Source organism: Kitasatospora sp. NPDC051164 (assembly GCF_044455625.1).
GTDB lineage: Bacteria > Actinomycetota > Actinomycetes > Streptomycetales > Streptomycetaceae > Kitasatospora.
In genome coordinates this window covers 80,329-98,981 of the sequence record NZ_JBITFB010000017.1, presented here as the reverse complement: position 1 = coordinate 98,981, position 18,653 = coordinate 80,329, and the positions used below count along the sequence as shown (strand labels likewise).

Genomic DNA, 18,653 nt, shown 5'->3' with positions numbered 1-18,653 from the left:
GCTGGCGGCCTACCGGCGGCTTACCCGGCGGCCTACCGGCGACCTACCCGGCGCTTCGTCAGCGCGAGCCCGCCGCACGGTCGGCCGCCTGGGCCTTGAGCGCGCGCTCGACCCCGGCCCGCGACTCGACGACCTGGCGTCGCAGCGCCGGCGCCGGCTCGGCCGAGGCCAGCCAGGCGTCCGTGGTCTCCAGCGTCGCGGTCGTGACCTGCAGCGCCGGGTACAGCCCGACGATGATCTGCTGCGAGATCTCGTGGCTGCGGGTCTCCCAGATGCCCTTCACCGCCGCGAAGTACTTCTCCGCGTACGGCGCGAGCAGCTCGCGCTGGTCGGACTGCTGGAAGCCGGCGATGACGGCCTCCTGCACGTAGTTGGTCAGCGTGTCGGACTCCACCACCGACGCCCAGGCCTGCGCCTTGGCCTCGGCGGTCGGCCGGGCGGCGCGGCAGGTGGCCGCGTGCTCCTGGCCGGCCGCGGTGTTGTCGCGCTCCAGCTCGGCGGCGATGAGGGCCTCGTCCGCGCGGCCGGTGGCCGCGAGGCGGGTGAGCAGCGTCCAGCGCAGCTCGGTGTCGACCGCGAGGCCCTTGATCTCGACGGAGCCGTCCAGCAGCCCGGCGAGCAGCTCGAGCTGACCGTCCGTGCGGGCGACCGAGGCGAGGGCGCGGGCCCAGGCCAGCTGGTGGTCGCTGCCGGGCTCGGCGGCGCGCAGGTGTTCCTCGGCGGCGGCGGCCCAGCGGGAGAGGCCTTCCTCGCGCCAGTCCGGGTCGGTGTACCCGTCGAGGGCGAGCTTGACCTGGCGGTGCACGGACTGCACGACGCCGATGTCGGACTCGCGGCCGATGCCGGACAGCGCGAGCGACAGGTAGTCGCGGGCGGCGAGTTCGCCGTCGCGGGTCATGTCCCAGGCGGAGGCCCAGCACAGCGCGCGGGGGAGCGAGTCGGTGAAGCCGCCGAGGTGCTCGGTGACGACGGCCAGCGAGTCCTCGTCGAGCCGGATCTTGGCGTACGAGAGGTCGTCGTCGTTCAGCAGGACGACGGCCGGGCGGTGACGCCCGACCAGCTCGGGCACCTCGGTGCGCGGGCCGTCGACGTCCAGCTCGATCCGGTCGGTGCGCACCAGCGCGTCGCCGTTCAGCTCGTACAGGCCGACCGCGATGCGGTGCGGCCGCAGCACGGCCTCGCCCTTGGCGCCGGCGGGCAGCGCGGGGGCTTCCTGCAGCACGGCGAAGGACTCGATCTCGCCGTCGGTGTTCAGCGTGATGGCGGGGCGCAGCACGTTGATGCCGGCGGTCTCCAGCCAGGACTTGGACCAGGCCTTGAGGTCGCGGCCGCTGGCCTCCTCGAGGGCACCGAGCAGGTCGCTGAGCCGGGTGTTGCCCCAGGCGTGGCGCTTGAAGTAGGCCTGCACGCCCTGGAAGAAGGCGTCCTGGCCGACGTAGGCCACCAGCTGCTTGAGCACCGAGGCGCCCTTGGCGTAGGTGATGCCGTCGAAGTTGACCTGGACGTCCTCCAGGTCGTTGATGTCGGCCATGATCGGGTGGGTGGACGGCAGCTGGTCCTGCCGGTAGGCCCAGGTCTTCATCTGGTTGGCGAAGGTGGTCCAGGAGTTCGGCCACTTGGAGCCGGGGGCCTCGGCCTGGCAGACGGCCTCGGCGAAGGTGGCGAAGGACTCGTTCAGCCAGAGGTCGTTCCACCACTCCATGGTGACGAGGTCGCCGAACCACATGTGGGCGAGCTCGTGCAGGATCGTCGCGGCGCGGGACTCGTACGCGGCGTCGGTGACCTTGGAGCGGAACACGTACTGGTCGCGCAGGGTGACGGCGCCCGCGTTCTCCATCGCGCCGGCGTTGAACTCCGGGACGAACAGCTGGTCGTACTTCGCGAACGGGTACGGGAAGTCGAACTTCTTCTGGAAGTAGTCGAAGCCCTGCTTGGTGACCTCGAAGATGGCCTCCGGGTCCAGGAACTCGCGCAGCGAGGGCCGGCAGTAGATGCCCAGCGGCACCTTCTGCTCACCGTTCTCGTAGCTGTCGAAGACGCCGACGTACGGGCCGGCGACCAGTGCGGTGATGTAGCTGGAGATCCGGCCGGTGGGCTCGAACGTCCAGACCTGGGTGTCGCCGTCGCCGACCGGGGTCGGGGTCGGCGAGTTGGAGACCACGACCCAGCCCTTGGGAGCGGTCACGGTGAACGCGAACGTGGCCTTCAGGTCGGGCTGTTCGAAGGTGGCGAAGACCCGGCGGGCGTCCGGCACCTCGAACTGGGTGTACAGGTAGGTCTCGCCGTCGACCGGGTCGACGAACCGGTGCAGGCCCTCACCGGTGTTGGTGTACGCGCAGTCGGCGACGATCCGCAGCTCGTTCTCGGCGGCCAGGTTCGGCAGCGGGATGCGGCTGTCGGCGAAGCTCGCCGGCTCGAGCGAGACGCCGTTGAGGGTGATCTCCTCGACGCTCGGGGCGACGAGGTCGATGAAGGTGTCCGCGCCGGGCGTGGTGGCGGTGAACCGGACCACGGTGGTGGACCGGAAGGTGCCACCGTCGCGGGCCGAGCCCAGGTCGAGCTCGATGTCGTACGCGTCCACGCGGAGCAGATCGGCCCGGGTGCGGGCCTCGTCGCGGGTCAGGTTTGTGCCGGGCACTCGCTGCACTCCTTTGTCAGGCTGATGGTCCGAATCCTCGCATGTCCAACGCATCGGACCGCCGAAAATTCACGGGCGGGACGGGCTCGGGCTGTTCGCCCGTGCCCGCCCCGCCCGTGTGCGGTCGCGGCCTCATCGGTCACTACGTCATCGGCCGCGCCCGCGTCGGCCACGTCCGCGTCAGTCGCGCCCGCGTGGGCCGCGACGAGGGGTCATGCCCCCGGCGTCACTTCTTCCACTTGGTCAGCGGACCGTCGGTGGCGCTGTAGCGACGGAAGGCGTACACCGCGCTGCCGTCGTCCGAGATGAGGTACTCGGAGGTGCTGGTGCCGATGTCCAGGCCGTTCGGCATCGCGATGGTGCCGATGTCGGTCATCGAGCCGTCGGTCGGGGAGAGCGTCACCAGGCGGGCCGGCTTGTCGTAGCCCTGCTCGACGACGGCGCGGACCTTGCCGTCCTTGTCGGTGCCGGAGACCAGGCGCATGTCGTTGCTGGCCGAGGCGGCGGCGGCCGCCCACAGGCGCTTGCCGGTGTTCAGGTCGTAGGCGTTGATGCCCGGCTTGGTGCCGCTGACCTGGACGTACAGCGTGGAACCGCTGACCACGTTCCGGGTGAGGGCCTCGCCCTGGCCGGACAGGCGCAGGCTGTCCGAGCCGGGCTCCTTCACGGACATCTGGTTGCCCGGCTTGTTGTCCTTGTCGAACGGCAGGATGTAGTCGCCCTGCGGGCCGCTGGACATCAGCAGGACGAGCGGCTTGTCCTGGACGACCTGGTCGACCTCTTCGATGCTGCCGGTCAGGGTGATCGGCGTGCTGGCCGCCTTGCCCGTCTCGGCGTTCACGATGACGAGCTGGGACTTCGGGCCGCTGCCGCCGTAGCAGCGGTCGCTGACCGCGATCTGGGCGCCGGCTGCCCGGCCGTGCAGGCTGCAGTCCTTGTCACGCGGCTGGAACTGCCAGGCCGCCAGGCCGTTGGCGATGTTCAGGGCGCCGACCGTGCTGCCGCCGATGGCGACGACGTTGTCGGTGACGCTCAGGGTCGGCGAGGACATCCGGTCGGCCGAGGCCTTGACGCTCCAGAGCAGCTTGCCCTGGTTGAGGTCGACGGCGCCGATGGTGGAGCAGTCGCTGTCACCGGTGTTGAAGGCGATGGCGGCGATGCCCTTGGAGTTGGCCCCGTACGAGGCGGTGCAGATCTCCTTGCTGCCGGCCGGGACGGGGATGGTCCAGGCCTCCTTGCCGTCCGTCAGGTTGTAGGCCTTGACGCCGCTGCTGTCGACGCGGATGGCGAGCTTGTCGGTGCCCCAGACGCCGAGCATCTGGTTCGAGCTGTCCGTGTTGGCGCCCTTGGGGGCGCTCCAGGCGACGTTGAAGGTGGCGCCCTTGACGACGGGACCGGGGCTGGTGCCACCGGAGCCGCCGTCGGTGGTGCCGCCGTCGGCGACGGGGCCCGGGTTCGGGCCCGGCGTGGGGGTGGGGTCGTCCTTGAGCAGGACGACCAGGGCGGCCACGATCGCGATCGCCAGCACACCGCCGATGATCCCGCCCCACAGCATCACGGGGTTGCGCTGCTTGGGCGCGGTGGGAGCGGCGGGAGCGCCGGGGTAGGTGTACCCGGGCTGCTGCTGCGGGAAGGCGTAGCCGCCGGTGGTGTAGCCCTGCCCGCCGTCCTGGCCGTACGGGGCACCGGCCACCGGGTCGTACGGACCGACCGGCGGGTCGTACGGACCGACCGGCGCACCGGCCGGCGGCGGGGCCTGCGCGGGGAAGCCGCCGGCCGCGGTCGGCGCGTACGCCGCGTAGTCGGCGCCACCGACGGGCGGCTGCGCGGGCGGTGCCGGCGGCTGTGCGGGCGGCGGCCCGGCGGGCGCGGCCGGGCCCGGGATGGCCGAGCCGTCGAGCTGAGTCATCTGGTCCGCGACGGCGGCAGGATCGACGCCACCGCCTGGCGGGCGTCCGAACGAGACGCCCCGGTTGTCCTGCGGACCGTTGCCGGGCGTTTCGCCTGCCCCCGGCGTAGGGTGATCCCCTGCCATCTGATTCCCCGTCATGTCTGGAAGCGTCCCCGTGCCGGTACCGTTCCCGGTTCCGGTGGGACGGGTGAGAATTGGGCACCATGCTAGTGGTGTGTGGTTTTCGGCCGCCGCCAGGACCGCCGAACCCCGTCCTCGCAGGTCCCGGCCGTGCAACACCTTCACCCCCCGATCACCCGGCCCCCACCCCCGACACCGCGGCGTGACCCCGTGCCCCTCCCCCCACGGCCCGGCCCCCACTCCCCGGCACCACCCGGCCGAACGCCCGGCCCCACCCCGCGCCCCCACCCGGCTCCCCGGGCTGTCACTTCCCGCACACGACCGTCCCCGTCGACACCCCCACCCCCGCCCCTGGGCCGTACCCTTCAGGAGTTGAAGGGGACACCCGGCGGAGGGTTCCCCGCCCTGGGAGGGTGGATCATGTCGACGGACACACCGGGCTCGCAGTCATCCCTGCACCGGGCGAACCTGGAGCGGGTGCTGCGCGCGGTGCGGATGGCCGGCTCGCTGACCCAGGCCGAGATCGCCCGCAGCACCGGCCTCTCCGCGGCCACCGTGTCCAACATCGTGCGGGAACTGAAGGCGAGCGGCACCGTCGTGGTCGCCGACACCTCCTCCGGCGGCCGCCGGGCCCGCAGTGTCTCGCTCAGCGGCGACGCCGGCATCGTGGTCGGCATCGACTTCGGCCACACCCACCTGCGGGTCGCGGTCGGCAACCTGGCGCACCGGGTGCTGGCCGAGGAGAGCGCCCCGATCGACGTGGACGTCTCCGCCCAGCAGGGCTTCGACCGGGCCGAGGCGATGGTCGAGCGGCTGCTGGCGCAGGCCGGGTTCCGTCCGGACAAGGTGATCGGTGTCGGCCTCGGCGTGCCCGGCCCGATCGACGTGGAGACCGGCGCGCTCGGCTCCACCGCGATCCTGCCCGGCTGGACGGGCATCGCCCCCGGCCGGGAGCTGGGCGAGCGGCTCGGCATGCCGGTGCACGTGGACAACGACGCCAACCTCGGTGCGCTCGGCGAGCTGGTCTGGGGGGCCGGCCGCGGGCTGAGCGACCTCGCCTACATCAAGATCGCCAGCGGTGTCGGCGCCGGCCTGGTGGTGAACGGCCAGATCTACCGCGGCCCGGGCGGTACGGCGGGTGAGATCGGGCACATCACCCTGGACGAGGCCGGGCCGGTCTGCCGCTGCGGCAACCGGGGCTGCCTGGAGACCTTCGTCGGCTCCCGCTACCTGCTCTCCCTGCTCGCCTCCACCCTCGGCCCGGACCTCTCGCTGCCCCGGGTGGTCGAGCTGGCTCACCAGGGCGACCTCGGCTGCCGCCGGGTGATCGCCGACGCCGGCCGGCAGATCGGCACGGGCGTCGCGACCCTGTGCAACCTGCTCAACCCGCGCCGGGTGATCCTCGGCGGCGACCTCGCCGAGGCCGGTGAGCTGGTGCTCGCCCCGATCCGGGACTCGGTGGCCCGCTACGCCATCCCCAGCGCCGCCCGGCAGCTGTCGGTAGTCCCCGGCACCCTCGGCGGCCGGGCCGAGGTGCTCGGCGCGCTGGCGCTGGTGATGAGCGAGATGGGCGAGTCCGGAGCCCTGGGCCGCGCCTAGCGCTGCCGGTCACCGCCCCGAAACCGACCTGAAGGCGGACCCCAAGGCGACCGCCCCGAAACCGACCCGAAGGCGACCGACATAAAGGCGATCGAACGCCCGTCCGTCAATGCGGCGTGACCCGCACCCCCCGGCCGACCTCCCGGAATGGCGATAACCGAACGGTGGCACCGGGCGCGCCGCTCGGTGTCCGGCAAGCGGACATTAGACTCGACCGGTCGGTACCGGCCGCGACCGCCGGCCTGCCGCCGGACCGGGCAGCGACGCCCGTCGGACCGCCCGCGGTCCGCGAACACTGAACGAGGAGGAACGGGTGGCCCTGCTGACCCGCATTCGGGGACCGCGCGATCTCGACCGGCTCACGCCCGGACAGCTGGCCGCACTGGCCCAGGAGATCCGGACCTTCCTGGTGACCGAGGTCTCCAAGACGGGCGGACACCTCGGGCCCAACCTCGGCGTGGTGGAGCTCACCATCGCGCTGCACCGGGTCTTCGACTCGCCGCGCGACCGCATCCTCTTCGACACCGGCCACCAGAGCTACGTCCACAAGCTGCTCACCGGCCGCCAGGACTTCTCCCGGCTGAAGATGAGCGGCGGCCTGTCCGGCTACCCCTCGCGCGCCGAGTCCGAGCACGACGTGATCGAGAACTCGCACGCCTCCACGGTCCTCTCGTACGCCGACGGCCTGGCCAAGGCCAACAAGATCCAGGGCAAGGCGGACCCGGTCGTCGCCGTCATCGGTGACGGCGCGCTCACCGGCGGCATGGCCTGGGAGGCGCTCAACAACATCGCCGACGCCAAGGACCTGCCGGTCGTCATCGTCGTCAACGACAACGAGCGCTCGTACTCGCCGACCATCGGCGGCCTCGCCAACCACCTCGCCACGCTGCGCACCACCCAGGGCTACGAGCGCTTCCTCTCCTGGGGCAAGGACGCCCTGCAGCGCACCCCGGTGGTCGGCCAGCAGCTCTTCGAGACGCTGCACGGCGCCAAGAAGGGCCTCAAGGACTTCATCGCCCCGCAGGGCATGTTCGAAGACCTCGGCCTCAAGTACATCGGCCCGATCGACGGCCACGACCTGACCGCCCTGGAGTCCGCGCTGACCAAGGCGCGCGGCTTCGGCGGCCCGGTCATCGTGCACTGCCTCACCGAGAAGGGCCGCGGCTACCACGCCGCCGAGAACAACGACGAGGACCGCTTCCACGCCGTCGGCGTGATCCACCCGGACACCGGCCTGCCGGTCAAGAACTCGGGCAAGGACTGGACCTCGGTCTTCGGCGAGGAGATGGTCGCGCTCGGCCACGAGCGCGAGGACATCGTCGGCATCACCGCCGCCATGCTGCACCCGGTGGGCCTGGCCCCGTTCGCGGAGGCCTTCCCGGACCGGACCTTCGACGTCGGCATCGCCGAGCAGCACGCCGTGACCAGCGCGGCCGGCCTGGCCACCAACGGGCTGCACCCGGTCTTCGCGGTCTACGCGACCTTCCTGAACCGGGCCTTCGACCAGGTCCTGATGGACGTCGCCCTGCACAAGCTGGGCGTCACCTTCGTGCTGGACCGGGCCGGGGTCACCGGCACCGACGGCGCCTCGCACAACGGCATGTGGGACATGTCGATCCTGCAGGTCATCCCGACCCTGCGGATGGCCGCCCCGCGCGACGCCGACCAGCTGCGCGCCCAGCTGCGCGAGGCCGTCGAGGTCAAGGACGCCCCGACGGTCGTCCGCTACTCCAAGGGCACGGTCGGTGCGCCCGTCGCCGCGGTCGGCCGGATCGGCGGCATGGACGTGCTGCGCGCCGCCGAGGAGCCTTCGGGCACCCACCGCGCCGACGTGCTGATCGTCTCGGTCGGCGCGATGGCCCCCACCAGCCTGGAGGTCGCCGACCTGCTGGCAGCCCAGGGCGTCACCGCCACCGTGGTGGACCCGCGCTGGGTCAAGCCCGTGGACCGGGCCCTGCCGGGCCTGGCCGCCGAGCACCGGGTGGTCGTCACGATCGAGGACAACGGCCGGGTCGGCGGCGTCGGCGCCGCCGTGTCGCAGGCGCTGCGGGACGCGGACGTGGATCTGCCGGTGCGCGACTTCGGCATTCCGCAGGAGTTCCTGGACCACGCGAGCCGGAACGAGATCCTGGCCGAGATCGGCCTGAACGCCCCGGATATCGCCCGCAAGGTGACCGCCCTGGTCGCCAGCCTGGACGCGGCGCCGGTCGACGCCTGACCGGAGGTCGTCACAAGGAACGACCGCGTGATTCCGACAGGTGATGGGCCGTTCCGGCGACGACTGTTCGTCCTAACTCTGTAACAGTTCGTCACGGAACAAGCTGACAATCGTACTGAAAGGCGGGACCGGCGCCGCCCGCGCCGATCCCGCCCGGTAGGTTGTCAACCGTGCCGACCCCCACCCGCCTCCGCCCCGCCGGACTGGCCGAGCGCCTGCCCGAGCGCGTCCGTACCCACGTCCGAACCGGGTACTGGACCAGGCTGGTGCCGGTTCTCACGCTGGTCGCGCTGGTCACCCACATCCCCTCCTTCGCCCGGCCCGTCTGGAGCCCGGACGAGGGCTTCCTGGCCACCCAGGCCCGGATGCTGGCGGACGGCGGAGTGCTGTACGACACCGTGGTGGACCGCAAGCCCCCGCTGCTGCCCTGGCTCTACCAGGCCTGCTTCGCGGTCTTCGGCTCCGCCTCGCTCTGGCCGCAGCGCACCCTGGCCGTGGTGGCCCACCTGGTCACCGCGATCCTGCTGGCCTCGATCGCCCGCGGCCGCTGGGGCAACCGGGCCGGCGCCGGCGCGGGCCTGCTCTACCTGCTGGTCTCCATCGGGCTCTCCCCGGAGGACACCCAGGCGGCGACCTTCGAGGTCTTCATGCTGCCCGCCATGGTGGCCGCCTTCCGGTACGCCGAGCGGCGCCGCTGGCTGGCCGCGGGCATCGCGGTGGCGCTCTGCTCGCTGACCAAGCAGACCGGCGGCGCGGTGCTGCTGCCGGTGCTCTGGATGCTCTTCCAGGACACCCGCCGGCGCGGGGTGCGCTGGCCGCCCGCGCTGTTCAAGATCGGGTTCGGTTTCATCCTGCCGATAGCGCTGGTCGCGGTGATCCTCACCAAGCCCAAGGGCTTCCTCTTCTGGGTGGTCACCGGCAGCGGCGACTACGCCTCCTTCGGAGGCGCCTGGCTGCAGATGGCCGGCCGCGCGCTCGGCAACTCGGCCATCCTGGCCGTGGCCGGCCTGGGCTTCCTGCTCCCGGTCGGGCGCCGGCTCTGGCTCAAGTACCGCCACCGCCCGCTGCCGGTGGCCGGCGAGGAGCACGGCTCGACCACCGACCTGTGGGTCTGGCTGGTCTCCTCGGTCGTCGCGGTCAGCGTGGGCTTCCACTTCTTCGGCCACTACTACCTGCAGCTGATCCCGCCGCTGGTGCTGCTGGGCACCGGGGCGGTCGCCACCTCGGCGATCCGCTGGAAGCCCGTCCTGCTGTACACCACGGTCGCCGCCACGGTGTTCTGGGGCCTCGCGCTGGCCTGGCCCGGGGAGCGGCTCAACCGCACCACCGAGGTCGCCACCGCCGTCGCCGCCCAGACCACCCCCAAGGACACCGTGCTGGTCTGGGGCATGCACCCCGAGCTGTACTGGCTGGCCGACCGCAAGCCCGCCAGCCGCTACCTGACCGCCGGCTTCCTCACCAACTACAGCGGCGGCAAGGACGGCAGCGCCAACGTCGGCGAGCAGTTCAGCGTCTCCAACGCCTGGCAGACCTTCGACAAGGAGCTTGCCAACGGCCTGCCCGAGGTCGTGGTCGACGACTCCGGCATCGCCCCGTACCAGCCGGTCATGGTCCCGCGGATCGAGAACCTGCTGGACACCCACTACGAGATGGTCGGCGTCTTCGCCGACACCGTGGTCTACCGCCTCAAGCACTGAGCCCGCAGCCCCTGCACACAACGGCTGAGCCCGCACACGACGACGGAGCCGCACACGACGACGGAGCCCCGGTGACCACCAGGTCACCGGGGCTCCGTCGTACCGCCGGGCCTTACGCGGGCACCGAGGCCACGCCGGGGGCCAGGAACGGCTTGCCGTTCACGCGCTCCGAGATGCCCTCACGGTCCAGGTACGGGGTGATCCCGCCCAGGTGGAAGGGCCAGCCGGCGCCGGTGATCATGCAGAGGTCGATGTCCTGCGCCTCGGCGACGACACCTTCCTCCAGCATCAGGCCGATCTCCTGGGCCACGGCCTCCAGGGCGCGGGCGCGGACCTGCTCCTCGGTGAGCACCGAGTCGCCGAAGGTCAGCAGCTCCAGCACCTCGGGGTCGAGGACCTGCTGGCCGTCCGTCCAGGTGTAGAAGCCGCGCTTGCCGGCCTTGACGACCTTGGCGAGGTTCTCGGAGACGGTGAACCGCTCCGGGAAGGCCCCGCGCAGGGTCTCCGAGACGTGCAGGGCGATGGCCGGGCCGACCAGCTCCAGCAGCACGATCGGGGACATCGGCAGGCCGAGCGGCTCGACGGCCTTCTCGACGTCGGCGATCGGGGTGCCCTCGTCGATGATGCTCTGGATCTCGCCCATGAAGCGGGTGAGGATCCGGTTCACCACGAACGCCGGGGCGTCCTTGCACAGCACCGAGGTCTTCTTCAGCTTCTTCGACACGGCGAAGGCGGTGGCCAGCGACGCGTCGTCGGTGTTGTCGCCGCGGACGATCTCCAGCAGCGGCAGGATCGCGACCGGGTTGAAGAAGTGGAAGCCGACGACCCGCTCGGGGTGCTTCAGCTTCGAGGCCATCTCGGTGACCGACAGCGAGGAGGTGTTGGTCGCCAGCACACAGGTCGGCGAGACCACGTTCTCCAGGTCCGCGAAGACGGTCTGCTTGACGCCCATCTCCTCGAACACGGCCTCGATGACGAAGTCCGCGTCGCCGAAGGCGGCGGCCTTGTCGAGCGAGCCGGAGACCAGGCCCTTGAGGCGGTTGGCCTTGTCCTGGCCGATGCGGCCCTTGGAGAGCAGCTTGTCGATCTCGGCGTGGACGTAGCCGACGCCCTTGTCGACGCGCTCCTGGTCGATGTCGGTGAGGACCACCGGCACCTCCAGACGGCGGGCGAACAGCAGCGCCAGCTGCGAGGCCATCAGGCCGGCGCCGACGACGCCCACCTTGGAGACCGGGCGGGCCAGCGACTTGTCCGGCGCGCCGACCGGGCGCTTGGCCCGGCGCTGCACCAGGTTGAAGGCGTAGATGCCGCTGCGCAGCTCGCCGCTCATGATGAGGTCGGCCAGGGCCGCGTCCTCGGCGTCGAAGCCCGCCTGCAGGTCGGCGTCCTTGACCTGGGCGATGATGTCCAGCGCCTTGTAGGCGGCCGGCGCGGCGCCGTGCACCTTGGCGTCGGCGACCAGACGGCCCCAGGCGACGGCGTCGTCCCAGGCCTTGCCGCGGTCGATCTCCTCGCGGGCGACGACGACCTCGCCCTTGAGGACCTTGGCGGCCCACAGCAGCGACTGCTCCAGGAAGTCGGCCGGCTCGAAGATCGCGTCGGCGATCCCCAGCTCGAACACGTCCTTGCCCTTGAGCTGCTTGTTCTGGTTCATCGAGTTCTCGATGATGACCTTGATCGCCTTCGAGGGGCCGATCAGGTTCGGCAGGATGCTGCAGCCGCCCCAGCCCGGGACGAGGCCCAGGAAGACCTCCGGCAGCGAGAACGCCGGGACGCCCGCGCTGACCGTGCGGTAGGTGGCGTGCAGGCCGACCTCGACGCCGCCGCCCATCGCCGCGCCGTTGTAGAAGGCGAAGGTGGGGACGGGCAGCGCGGCGATCCGCTTGAAGACCTCGTGGCCGCCCTTGCCGATGGCCAGCGCGTCCGCGTGCTCCTTGAGCAGCTCGACGCCCTTGAGGTCGGCGCCGACCGCGAAGATGAACGGCTTGCCGGTGATCGCGGCGCCGACGATCTTGCCCTCGGCGGCCTCGGCCTCGACCTGGTCCAGCGCGGCGGACAGCTTGAGCAGCGAGCCCGGGCCGAAGGTGGTCGGCTTGGTGTGGTCGAAGCCGTTGTCCAGGGTGATCAGGGCCAGCTTGCCGGCCTGCAGCGGCAGGTCCAGGTGGCGCACGTGGGCGGTCGTGACGACCTCGCCCGGGAACAGCTCGGCGCCGTGCTGGAGCAGCTCAGTGGTGTTGCTCATGCTCACTTACCACCCTCGAAGTGGGGGTTCTCCCAGATGATGGTGCCGCCCATGCCGAACCCGATGCACATCGTGGTGAGGCCGTAGCGGACGTCCGGGCGCTGCTCGAAGCGGCGGGCCAGCTGGTTCATCAGGCGCACGCCGGAGGAGGCCAGGGGGTGGCCGAAGGCGATCGCGCCGCCGAACGGGTTGACCCGCTCGTCGTCGTCCGCGATGCCGTAGTGGTCGAGGAAGGACAGCACCTGGACGGCGAAGGCCTCGTTGACCTCGAAGGCCTGGATGTCGTCGATGGTCAGACCGGCCTTGGCCAGGGCCTTCTCGGTGGCCGGGACCGGGCCGATGCCCATGACCTCGGGCTCGACGCCGGCGAAGGCGTAGGAGACCATGCGCATCTTGACCGGGAGGCCGAGCTCCTCGGCGACGTCCTCGGCGGCCAGCAGCGAGGCGGTGGCGCCGTCGTTCAGACCGGCCGAGTTGCCCGCGGTGATGTTGCCGTGCGGGCGGAACGGGGTCTTGAGGTTCGCCAGCGACTCCATCGTGGTGCCCGGGCGCATCGGCTCGTCCACGGTGGCCAGGCCCCAGCCGGTCTCGCCGACCTCGGGGTTGGTGTTGCGGATCGAGATCGGCACCAGGTCCGGCTGGATGTCGCCGTTGGCGTACGCCTTGGCGGCCTTCTCCTGGGAGCGCACGGCGTAGGCGTCGCAGCGCTCCTTGGTGATGTGCGGGAAGCGGTCGTGCAGGTTCTCCGCGGTCATGCCCATGAACAGGGCGGACTCGTCGACCAGCTTCTCGGAGACGAAGCGCGGGTTCGGGTCGACGCCCTCGCCCATCGGGTGGCGGCCCATGTGCTCGACGCCGCCGGCCACGACCACGTCGTAGGCGCCGAAGGCGATGCCGCCGGCCGTGGCGGTCACCGCGGTCAGCGCGCCGGCGCACATGCGGTCGATCGAGTAGCCCGGGACGGACTTCGGCAGGCCGGCCAGCAGGGCGGCGGTGCGCCCGATGGTCAGACCCTGGTCGCCGATCTGCGTGGTGGCCGCCACGGCGACCTCGTCGATGCGCTCGACGGGCAGGTTCGGGTTACGGCGCACGAGCTCCCGGATGCACTTGACGACGAGATCGTCGGCGCGCGTCTCGTGGTAGATGCCCTTCGGGCCGGCCTTGCCGAACGGGGTGCGGACGCCATCGACGAAGACGACGTCCCTCGCGGTACGAGGCACGGGGGCTCTCCTCCCAGGGACCAACATTTGAGGTGGGCAGGCTGCCGCCGGCGAAAGACCCGAGCGGCGCCGCTTCACGGTCATGCTACCCGTCGGTAACCAACCTGCCCAGGCCCCTCGGACGGTTCTGACGGTGTGTCCCGCGACACGTCCGACCAGGAACGCTGCCCCGGGTACAACGAGCGGGCGCGCGAGCGGGGACGACGAAGGGGATGCCGCCCGTACGGACGGCATCCCCTTCGGGGTCCTGCCGGGGTCAGGCCTCGGCTGCCGAGGTCGCCGCCGAGGCGAAGGCGGCGGCCATCGCAGGCGCCACCAGGTCCACCTGCCACTGCCGGGCACCGAGCCGGCGCAGCGCGGCGGCCACACCCTCGGGGCCGCGGTCGGCCGGCGGCTCCCAGGAGACCCGCCGGACCAGGTCCGGGGTGATCAGGTTCTCGGCCGGCAGGTGGTGCCGCTCGGCCAGCTCGCTGACCGCGCTGCGCGCACCGGAGAGCCGGGCGGCGGCCACCGGGTCCTTCTCCGCCCAGGCGCGCGGCGGCGGCGGTCCGTCGTGCGGCGCGGCGGCCGGCGGCAGCTGGCCCTCCGGGATCTCCCGGCCGCGCTGCACGGCCGCCAGCCACTGCTCCAGCTGGCGCCGGTGCACCCGCGGCCCGAAACCCTGGACGGCCTGCAGCGAGGCGATGTTCAGCGGCATGGCCAGCGCGGCGTTGACGATCGCGGCGTCCGAGAGCACTCGGCCGGGGGAGACGTCGCGCTCCTGCGCCATCCGGTCGCGCGCCAGCCACAGCTCGCGCACCACGGCCAGCTGGCGGCGCCGCCGGACCTTGTGCAACTGCGAGGTGCGCCGCCACGGGTCGGTGCGCGGGGCCGGGCGGGGCGCGGCGGCGATCGCCGCGAACTCCTCCAGGGCCCAGTCGAGCTTGCCCTGGGCGTCCAGCTCCTGTTCGAGTGCGTCGCGCAGCTCGACCAGCACCTCGACGTCCAGAGCGGCGTAACGAAGCCACGGCTCGGGCAGCGGGCGGGTGGACCAGTCGACCGCCGAGTGCTCCTTGGCCAGGCTCAGGCCGAGCACGTTCTCGGTCATCGGTCCGAGGCCGACCCGGGCGAAGCCGGCGATCCGCCCGGCCAGCTCGGTGTCGAAGAGACGCCGGGGTCTCATGCCGACCTCGGCCAGGCAGGGCAGGTCCTGGGTGGCGGCGTGCACCACCCATTCGGCGTCCTCGAGGGCGGCGTTGAGCGCGCTGAGGTCGGGGCAGGCGATCGGGTCGATCAGGGCGGAGCCGGAGCCCGCGCGGCGCAGCTGGATGAGGTACGCGCGCTGCCCGTAGCGGTAGCCGGAGGCGCGCTCGGCGTCGACGGCGACAGGCCCGGTGCCCGCGGCGAAGGCCGCGATCGTGGCGGCCAGCGCCTGCTCGTCCGCCACGACGGGCGGGATCCCCTCCTTCGGCTCGAGGAGCGGGACCGGGGCTGCTTCTTCTGGGATGGCTGCTACGGCGTCGGTCACCCCCCAAGGGTACGACGGACCTCGCGACCGGGAGTGTTGTCGGACTGGTCAGACGGATACTCACCCCCTAGTCGCCCGCTCGCCTCCGGGGCGCCAGTTACTCGCCCGCTCGCCTCCGGGGCGCTCTGGCCCGGTGTCGACGGTCGGCGCTCCAAGGCCCTCGTTCCTCGGGCCTCCTCGCTTCTCCCTTTCGGCACCGGCGCGCCCCTTCGGCTCGGGGCGGGGACTCGCCCGCTCGCCTCCGGGGCGCTCTGGCCCGGTGCCGACGGTCGGCGCTCCAAGGCCCTCGTTCCTCAGGCCTCCTCGCTTCTCCCTTTCGGCACCGGCGCGCCCCTTCGGCTCGGGGCGGGGACTCGCCCGCTCGCCTCAAGGGTGTCTCGGGGCGGGGACTCACCCGCTCGCGCCGGGTGCTCGCCCGCTTGCTGAGGGGGCCCAGGCAACGGCGCGGCGGCCGAGGAGGAAACGTTCCTCCTTGGCCGCCGCGGCGGTCCGGAGCGCTCGGCTCAGTGGATGATCCCGGTGCGCAGCGCGACGGCGACCATGCCGGCGCGGTCGCCGGTGCCCAGCTTGCGGGCGATCCGGGCGAGGTGGCTCTTCACCGTGAGCGCCGACAGGCCCATTGCCACGCCGATCGCCTTGTTCGACTGCCCCTCGGCGACCAGCCGCAGCACCTCGACCTCGCGGCCGGACAGTTCGCGGTAGGCGGCCTGCTGGGGGCCCGGGGCACCGGGCGCACCGGGAGCTCCGGGGGCTCCCGGTGCACCGGTGGCACCCGGCATGCCCGGCATCCCGGGGCGGCGCATCCGGCCGGCCAGCCCGGCGGCGCCGAGCGGCATGCCCGGGCGGCCCGGCATCGCGACGTTCGTCCGGGTGCCGGTGACCACGTAGCCCTTGACGCCGCCGGCCAGCGCGCTGCGGACCGCGCCGATGTCGTCGGCGGCGGACAGTGCCAGGCCGTTGGGCCAGCCCGCGGCGCGGGTCTCGGCGAGGATGGTCAGCCCGGAGCCGTCGGGCAGGTGTACGTCGGCGACGCAGATGTCGCGTGGGGTGGAGACCCGGGGGCGGGCCTCGGCGATCGAGGACACCTCGATCACGTCTCGGACGCCGAGCGCCCACAGGTGACGGGTGACGGTGTTTCGGACGCGGGGATCGGCGATGACCACCATGGCGGTGGGCTTGGTCGGGCGGTAGGCGACCACGTTTGCGGGGTGCTCAAGAAGGACCGACACCAGGCCTCCTGCGGGGAGTGGCGGACGGAACCCCGATGGGGGCGGTCGGAGTGTTCCGCGTTCGGAAAGGGTCACAGTCTGCTTCGGCAGCAACCGTGCCCGGCTTTAGCAAAAGATCACGATCTAGTGAGTAACAATACGGACAAATCGCGCAAATGATTGATGCGACATGCTTGGTATTCGCACAAAATCGATCAGATTCGATGCCGATCGGTCGGTATCGACCGGTTAATTGACGCAGAGCGGGTCTGAAGTCACACTCCGTCAGTCCTGGGAGTGGCGTCCGGCCGCCCGCAGTCGACGAGCCCCGACGCCACCCGTCAGTGCGACCGCGGGCGTCGCCTGGCGGGCATCGGGACCACTCCACCGAGTGACGGCACCTCGGCGGGCCCCTGCGGCGCCGGTGCGACCGGCGGCAGGCCGGCGCTGATGCAGAGCAGGTCCGCCCAGGCCGCCAGGTGCCGCTCGAAACGACCGTCGGCCGGCGTCCAGGACGCCCGGATCTCGATCTCGGTCGAGGAGGGGCGGTCCGCCAGACCGCCGAAGTACTGGGACGCGCACCTGGTCACCGTGCCCGACGGCTCCGCGTACCCGGCGCCGTGCGCCTGCAGCGAGTCCAGCAGCCAGGCCCAGCCGACCTCGCAGAGCATCGGGTCGCCGGCCATCTCCGGCTCCAGCTCGGCCCGGGTCATCGTGACCACCCGGAACTCACCGTTCCAGGCCTCCTGCCCGGCCGGGTCGTACAGCAGCACCAGCCGGCCGTCCGCCAACTCCTCGCCGTCCACCTCGACCGCGGCGGTCACCGCGAAGGCGTGCGGGGCCAGCCGGCGCGGCGCCGGCGCGGGGGAGAGCTGCACCTCGGGCCGCAACCGGGCCCCGTCAAGGGCCGCCACGGCAGCCCGGAACTCGCTCGGCGCCCCCTCGCGACCCGTTCCGCCACCTGCTCCGCCACCCTGTGCGGGGTGCCCTCCGACCGCTGCCATGACCCGAAGACTAGGTCGAAAACCCGGGTTATCGCCGCAACTTCTCTCCCAGCGGCGTGCCGGAACGGCAAACCCGGGCAGATCTTGGAGGAACCGACGAGACCGGCCGGGAAGGGGTCCCCGGGACGCGTGCGAAGATTTGACGCGTGAGCGAGACTACGGCAGACCCGACGGCGGCCTCGAACAACGGCCGGACCACCCCCGCGCGCCGCGGCGCCGCGTACGACTCCGCGTTCCTGCGCGCCTGCCGGCAGGAGCCGGTGCCGCACACGCCCGTCTGGTTCATGCGCCAGGCCGGCCGCTCGCTGCCCGAGTACCTGAAGGTCCGCGAGGGCATCCCCATGCTGGAGTCCTGCATGCGGCCCGAGCTGGTCAAGGAGATCACCCTGCAGCCGGTGCGCCGGCACAAGGTGGACGCCGCGATCTTCTTCAGCGACATCGTGGTGCCGCTCAAGGCGGTCGGCATCGACGTCGACATCAAGCCCGGCATCGGCCCCGTCATCGCCGACCCGATCCGCACCTTCGACGACCTCCAGCGGCTGCGCCCGCTCGAGCCGGACGACGTCCCCTACATCACCGAGGCCATCGGCCTGCTGGTGGACGAACTCGGCGAGACCCCGCTGATCGGCTTCGCCGGCGCGCCCTACACGCTGGCCAGCTACCTGGTCGAGGGCGGCCCGTCCAAGAACCACGAGAACACCAAGGCCATGATGTACGGGCAGCCCGAGCTGTGGGCCGCCCTCGTGGACCGGCTCGCCGACATCACCTCGGCCTTCCTCAAGGTGCAGATCGAGGCCGGCGCCTCGGCGGTCCAGCTGTTCGACTCCTGGGTCGGCTCGCTCGCGCCGGAGGACTACCGCCGTTCGGTGATGCCGGCCAGCACGAAGGTCTTCGACGCTGTCGCCGGGTACGGCGTGCCGCGCATCCACTTCGGCGTCGGCACCGGCGAACTGCTCGGGCTGATGGGCCAGGCCGGCGCGGACATCGTCGGCGTGGACTGGCGGGTGCCGCTGAACGTCGCCGCCGAGCGGGTCGGCCCCGGCAAGGGCCTGCAGGGCAACCTCGACCCGGCGGTGCTGTTCGCGCCCACCGAGGTCGTGGAGGCCAAGGCCCGCGAGGTGCTGCAGGCCGCCGAGGCGCTCGGCACCAGCGGTCACATCTTCAACCTCGGCCACGGCGTCATGCCGTCCATGGACCCGGACGCGCTCAGCCGGCTCGTCGCCTTCGTCCACGAGGCCAGCGCGCGCTGACCCCTCCACGGTGGCGGGCCTCCGGATCCCGGGGGCCC

General features: G+C 72.0%; 11 protein-coding genes. 4 read left to right on the top strand and 7 right to left on the bottom strand.

What is annotated here, in order from left to right; translation table 11 throughout:
• Nucleotides 1-58: 58 nt before the first annotated feature.
• Together pepN and ACIBEC_RS25325 are read right to left on the bottom strand one after the other, a co-directional pair.
• A complete protein-coding gene (gene pepN / locus ACIBEC_RS25330; protein ID WP_360506186.1) occupies nucleotides 59-2,638 on the bottom strand; it encodes an aminopeptidase N in 2,580 nt (859 codons plus the stop codon).
• Between the two features lie 226 nt (nucleotides 2,639-2,864).
• On the bottom strand, nucleotides 2,865-4,547 hold the full coding sequence (locus ACIBEC_RS25325) for a PQQ-binding-like beta-propeller repeat protein (protein ID WP_360506183.1): 1,683 nt from the start codon (nucleotides 4,545-4,547) through the stop codon (nucleotides 2,865-2,867).
• 543 nt (nucleotides 4,548-5,090) lie between these two features.
• Here ACIBEC_RS25325 and ACIBEC_RS25320 point away from each other — a divergent pair.
• From ACIBEC_RS25320 to ACIBEC_RS25310, 3 genes are all read left to right on the top strand, one after another.
• On the top strand, nucleotides 5,091-6,269 hold the full coding sequence (locus ACIBEC_RS25320) for an ROK family transcriptional regulator (RefSeq protein WP_360506180.1): 1,179 nt from the start codon (nucleotides 5,091-5,093) through the stop codon (nucleotides 6,267-6,269).
• A 313-nt stretch (nucleotides 6,270-6,582) separates the two neighbouring features.
• Complete coding sequence (gene dxs, locus ACIBEC_RS25315) at nucleotides 6,583-8,487, top strand: 1-deoxy-D-xylulose-5-phosphate synthase (protein WP_360506177.1); 1,905 nt, start codon at nucleotides 6,583-6,585, stop codon at nucleotides 8,485-8,487.
• 170 nt (nucleotides 8,488-8,657) lie between these two features.
• Nucleotides 8,658-10,184: a glycosyltransferase family 39 protein gene (locus ACIBEC_RS25310; RefSeq protein WP_360506174.1), complete on the top strand. Its 1,527-nt coding sequence runs from the start codon at nucleotides 8,658-8,660 to the stop codon at nucleotides 10,182-10,184.
• Between the two features lie 112 nt (nucleotides 10,185-10,296).
• On the opposite strand, the gene ACIBEC_RS25305 is transcribed toward ACIBEC_RS25310, so the two are convergent.
• The 5 genes from ACIBEC_RS25305 to ACIBEC_RS25285 all read right to left on the bottom strand — a co-directional run bounded on the left by ACIBEC_RS25305 (nucleotide 10,297) and on the right by ACIBEC_RS25285 (nucleotide 17,365).
• Nucleotides 10,297-12,426 carry a 3-hydroxyacyl-CoA dehydrogenase NAD-binding domain-containing protein gene (locus tag ACIBEC_RS25305; protein WP_360506171.1) on the bottom strand — a complete coding sequence of 710 codons (2,130 nt, stop codon included), beginning with the start codon at nucleotides 12,424-12,426 and terminating at the stop codon, nucleotides 10,297-10,299.
• Between the two features lie 2 nt (nucleotides 12,427-12,428).
• Complete coding sequence (locus tag ACIBEC_RS25300; protein ID WP_360506168.1) at nucleotides 12,429-13,646, bottom strand: acetyl-CoA C-acyltransferase; 1,218 nt, start codon at nucleotides 13,644-13,646, stop codon at nucleotides 12,429-12,431.
• Between the two features lie 256 nt (nucleotides 13,647-13,902).
• Entirely contained in the window at nucleotides 13,903-15,153 is a 1,251-nt protein-coding gene (locus ACIBEC_RS25295; protein ID WP_360506165.1) for a ribonuclease D, read from the bottom strand.
• Nucleotides 15,154-15,656: 503 nt separating this feature from the next.
• The gene (locus ACIBEC_RS25290) at nucleotides 15,657-16,382 is read right to left on the bottom strand and encodes a response regulator transcription factor (RefSeq protein WP_360506162.1); all 726 of its coding nucleotides are present in this window, start codon (nucleotides 16,380-16,382) and stop codon (nucleotides 15,657-15,659) included.
• 320 nt (nucleotides 16,383-16,702) lie between these two features.
• Entirely contained in the window at nucleotides 16,703-17,365 is a 663-nt protein-coding gene (locus ACIBEC_RS25285; protein ID WP_360506159.1) for a DUF3000 domain-containing protein, read from the bottom strand.
• Between the two features lie 236 nt (nucleotides 17,366-17,601).
• Here ACIBEC_RS25285 and hemE point away from each other — a divergent pair, with 236 nt between their 5' ends.
• A complete protein-coding gene (gene hemE / locus ACIBEC_RS25280) occupies nucleotides 17,602-18,615 on the top strand; it encodes a uroporphyrinogen decarboxylase (RefSeq protein ID WP_360506233.1) in 1,014 nt (337 codons plus the stop codon).
• The last annotated feature ends 38 nt before the right edge of the window (nucleotides 18,616-18,653 follow it).

What these genes read in the sequence shown, in the direction of transcription:
- ACIBEC_RS25320 (WP_360506180.1), top strand. Translation starts at nt 5,091, where the DNA reads ATGTCGACGGACACACCGGGCTCGCAGTCATCCCTGCACCGGGCGAAC.
- ACIBEC_RS25325 (WP_360506183.1), bottom strand. Translation starts at nt 4,547, where the DNA reads ATGACTCAGCTCGACGGCTCGGCCATCCCGGGCCCGGCCGCGCCCGCC.
- ACIBEC_RS25305 (WP_360506171.1), bottom strand. Translation starts at nt 12,426, where the DNA reads ATGAGCAACACCACTGAGCTGCTCCAGCACGGCGCCGAGCTGTTCCCG.
- ACIBEC_RS25285 (WP_360506159.1), bottom strand. Translation starts at nt 17,365, where the DNA reads ATGGCAGCGGTCGGAGGGCACCCCGCACAGGGTGGCGGAGCAGGTGGC.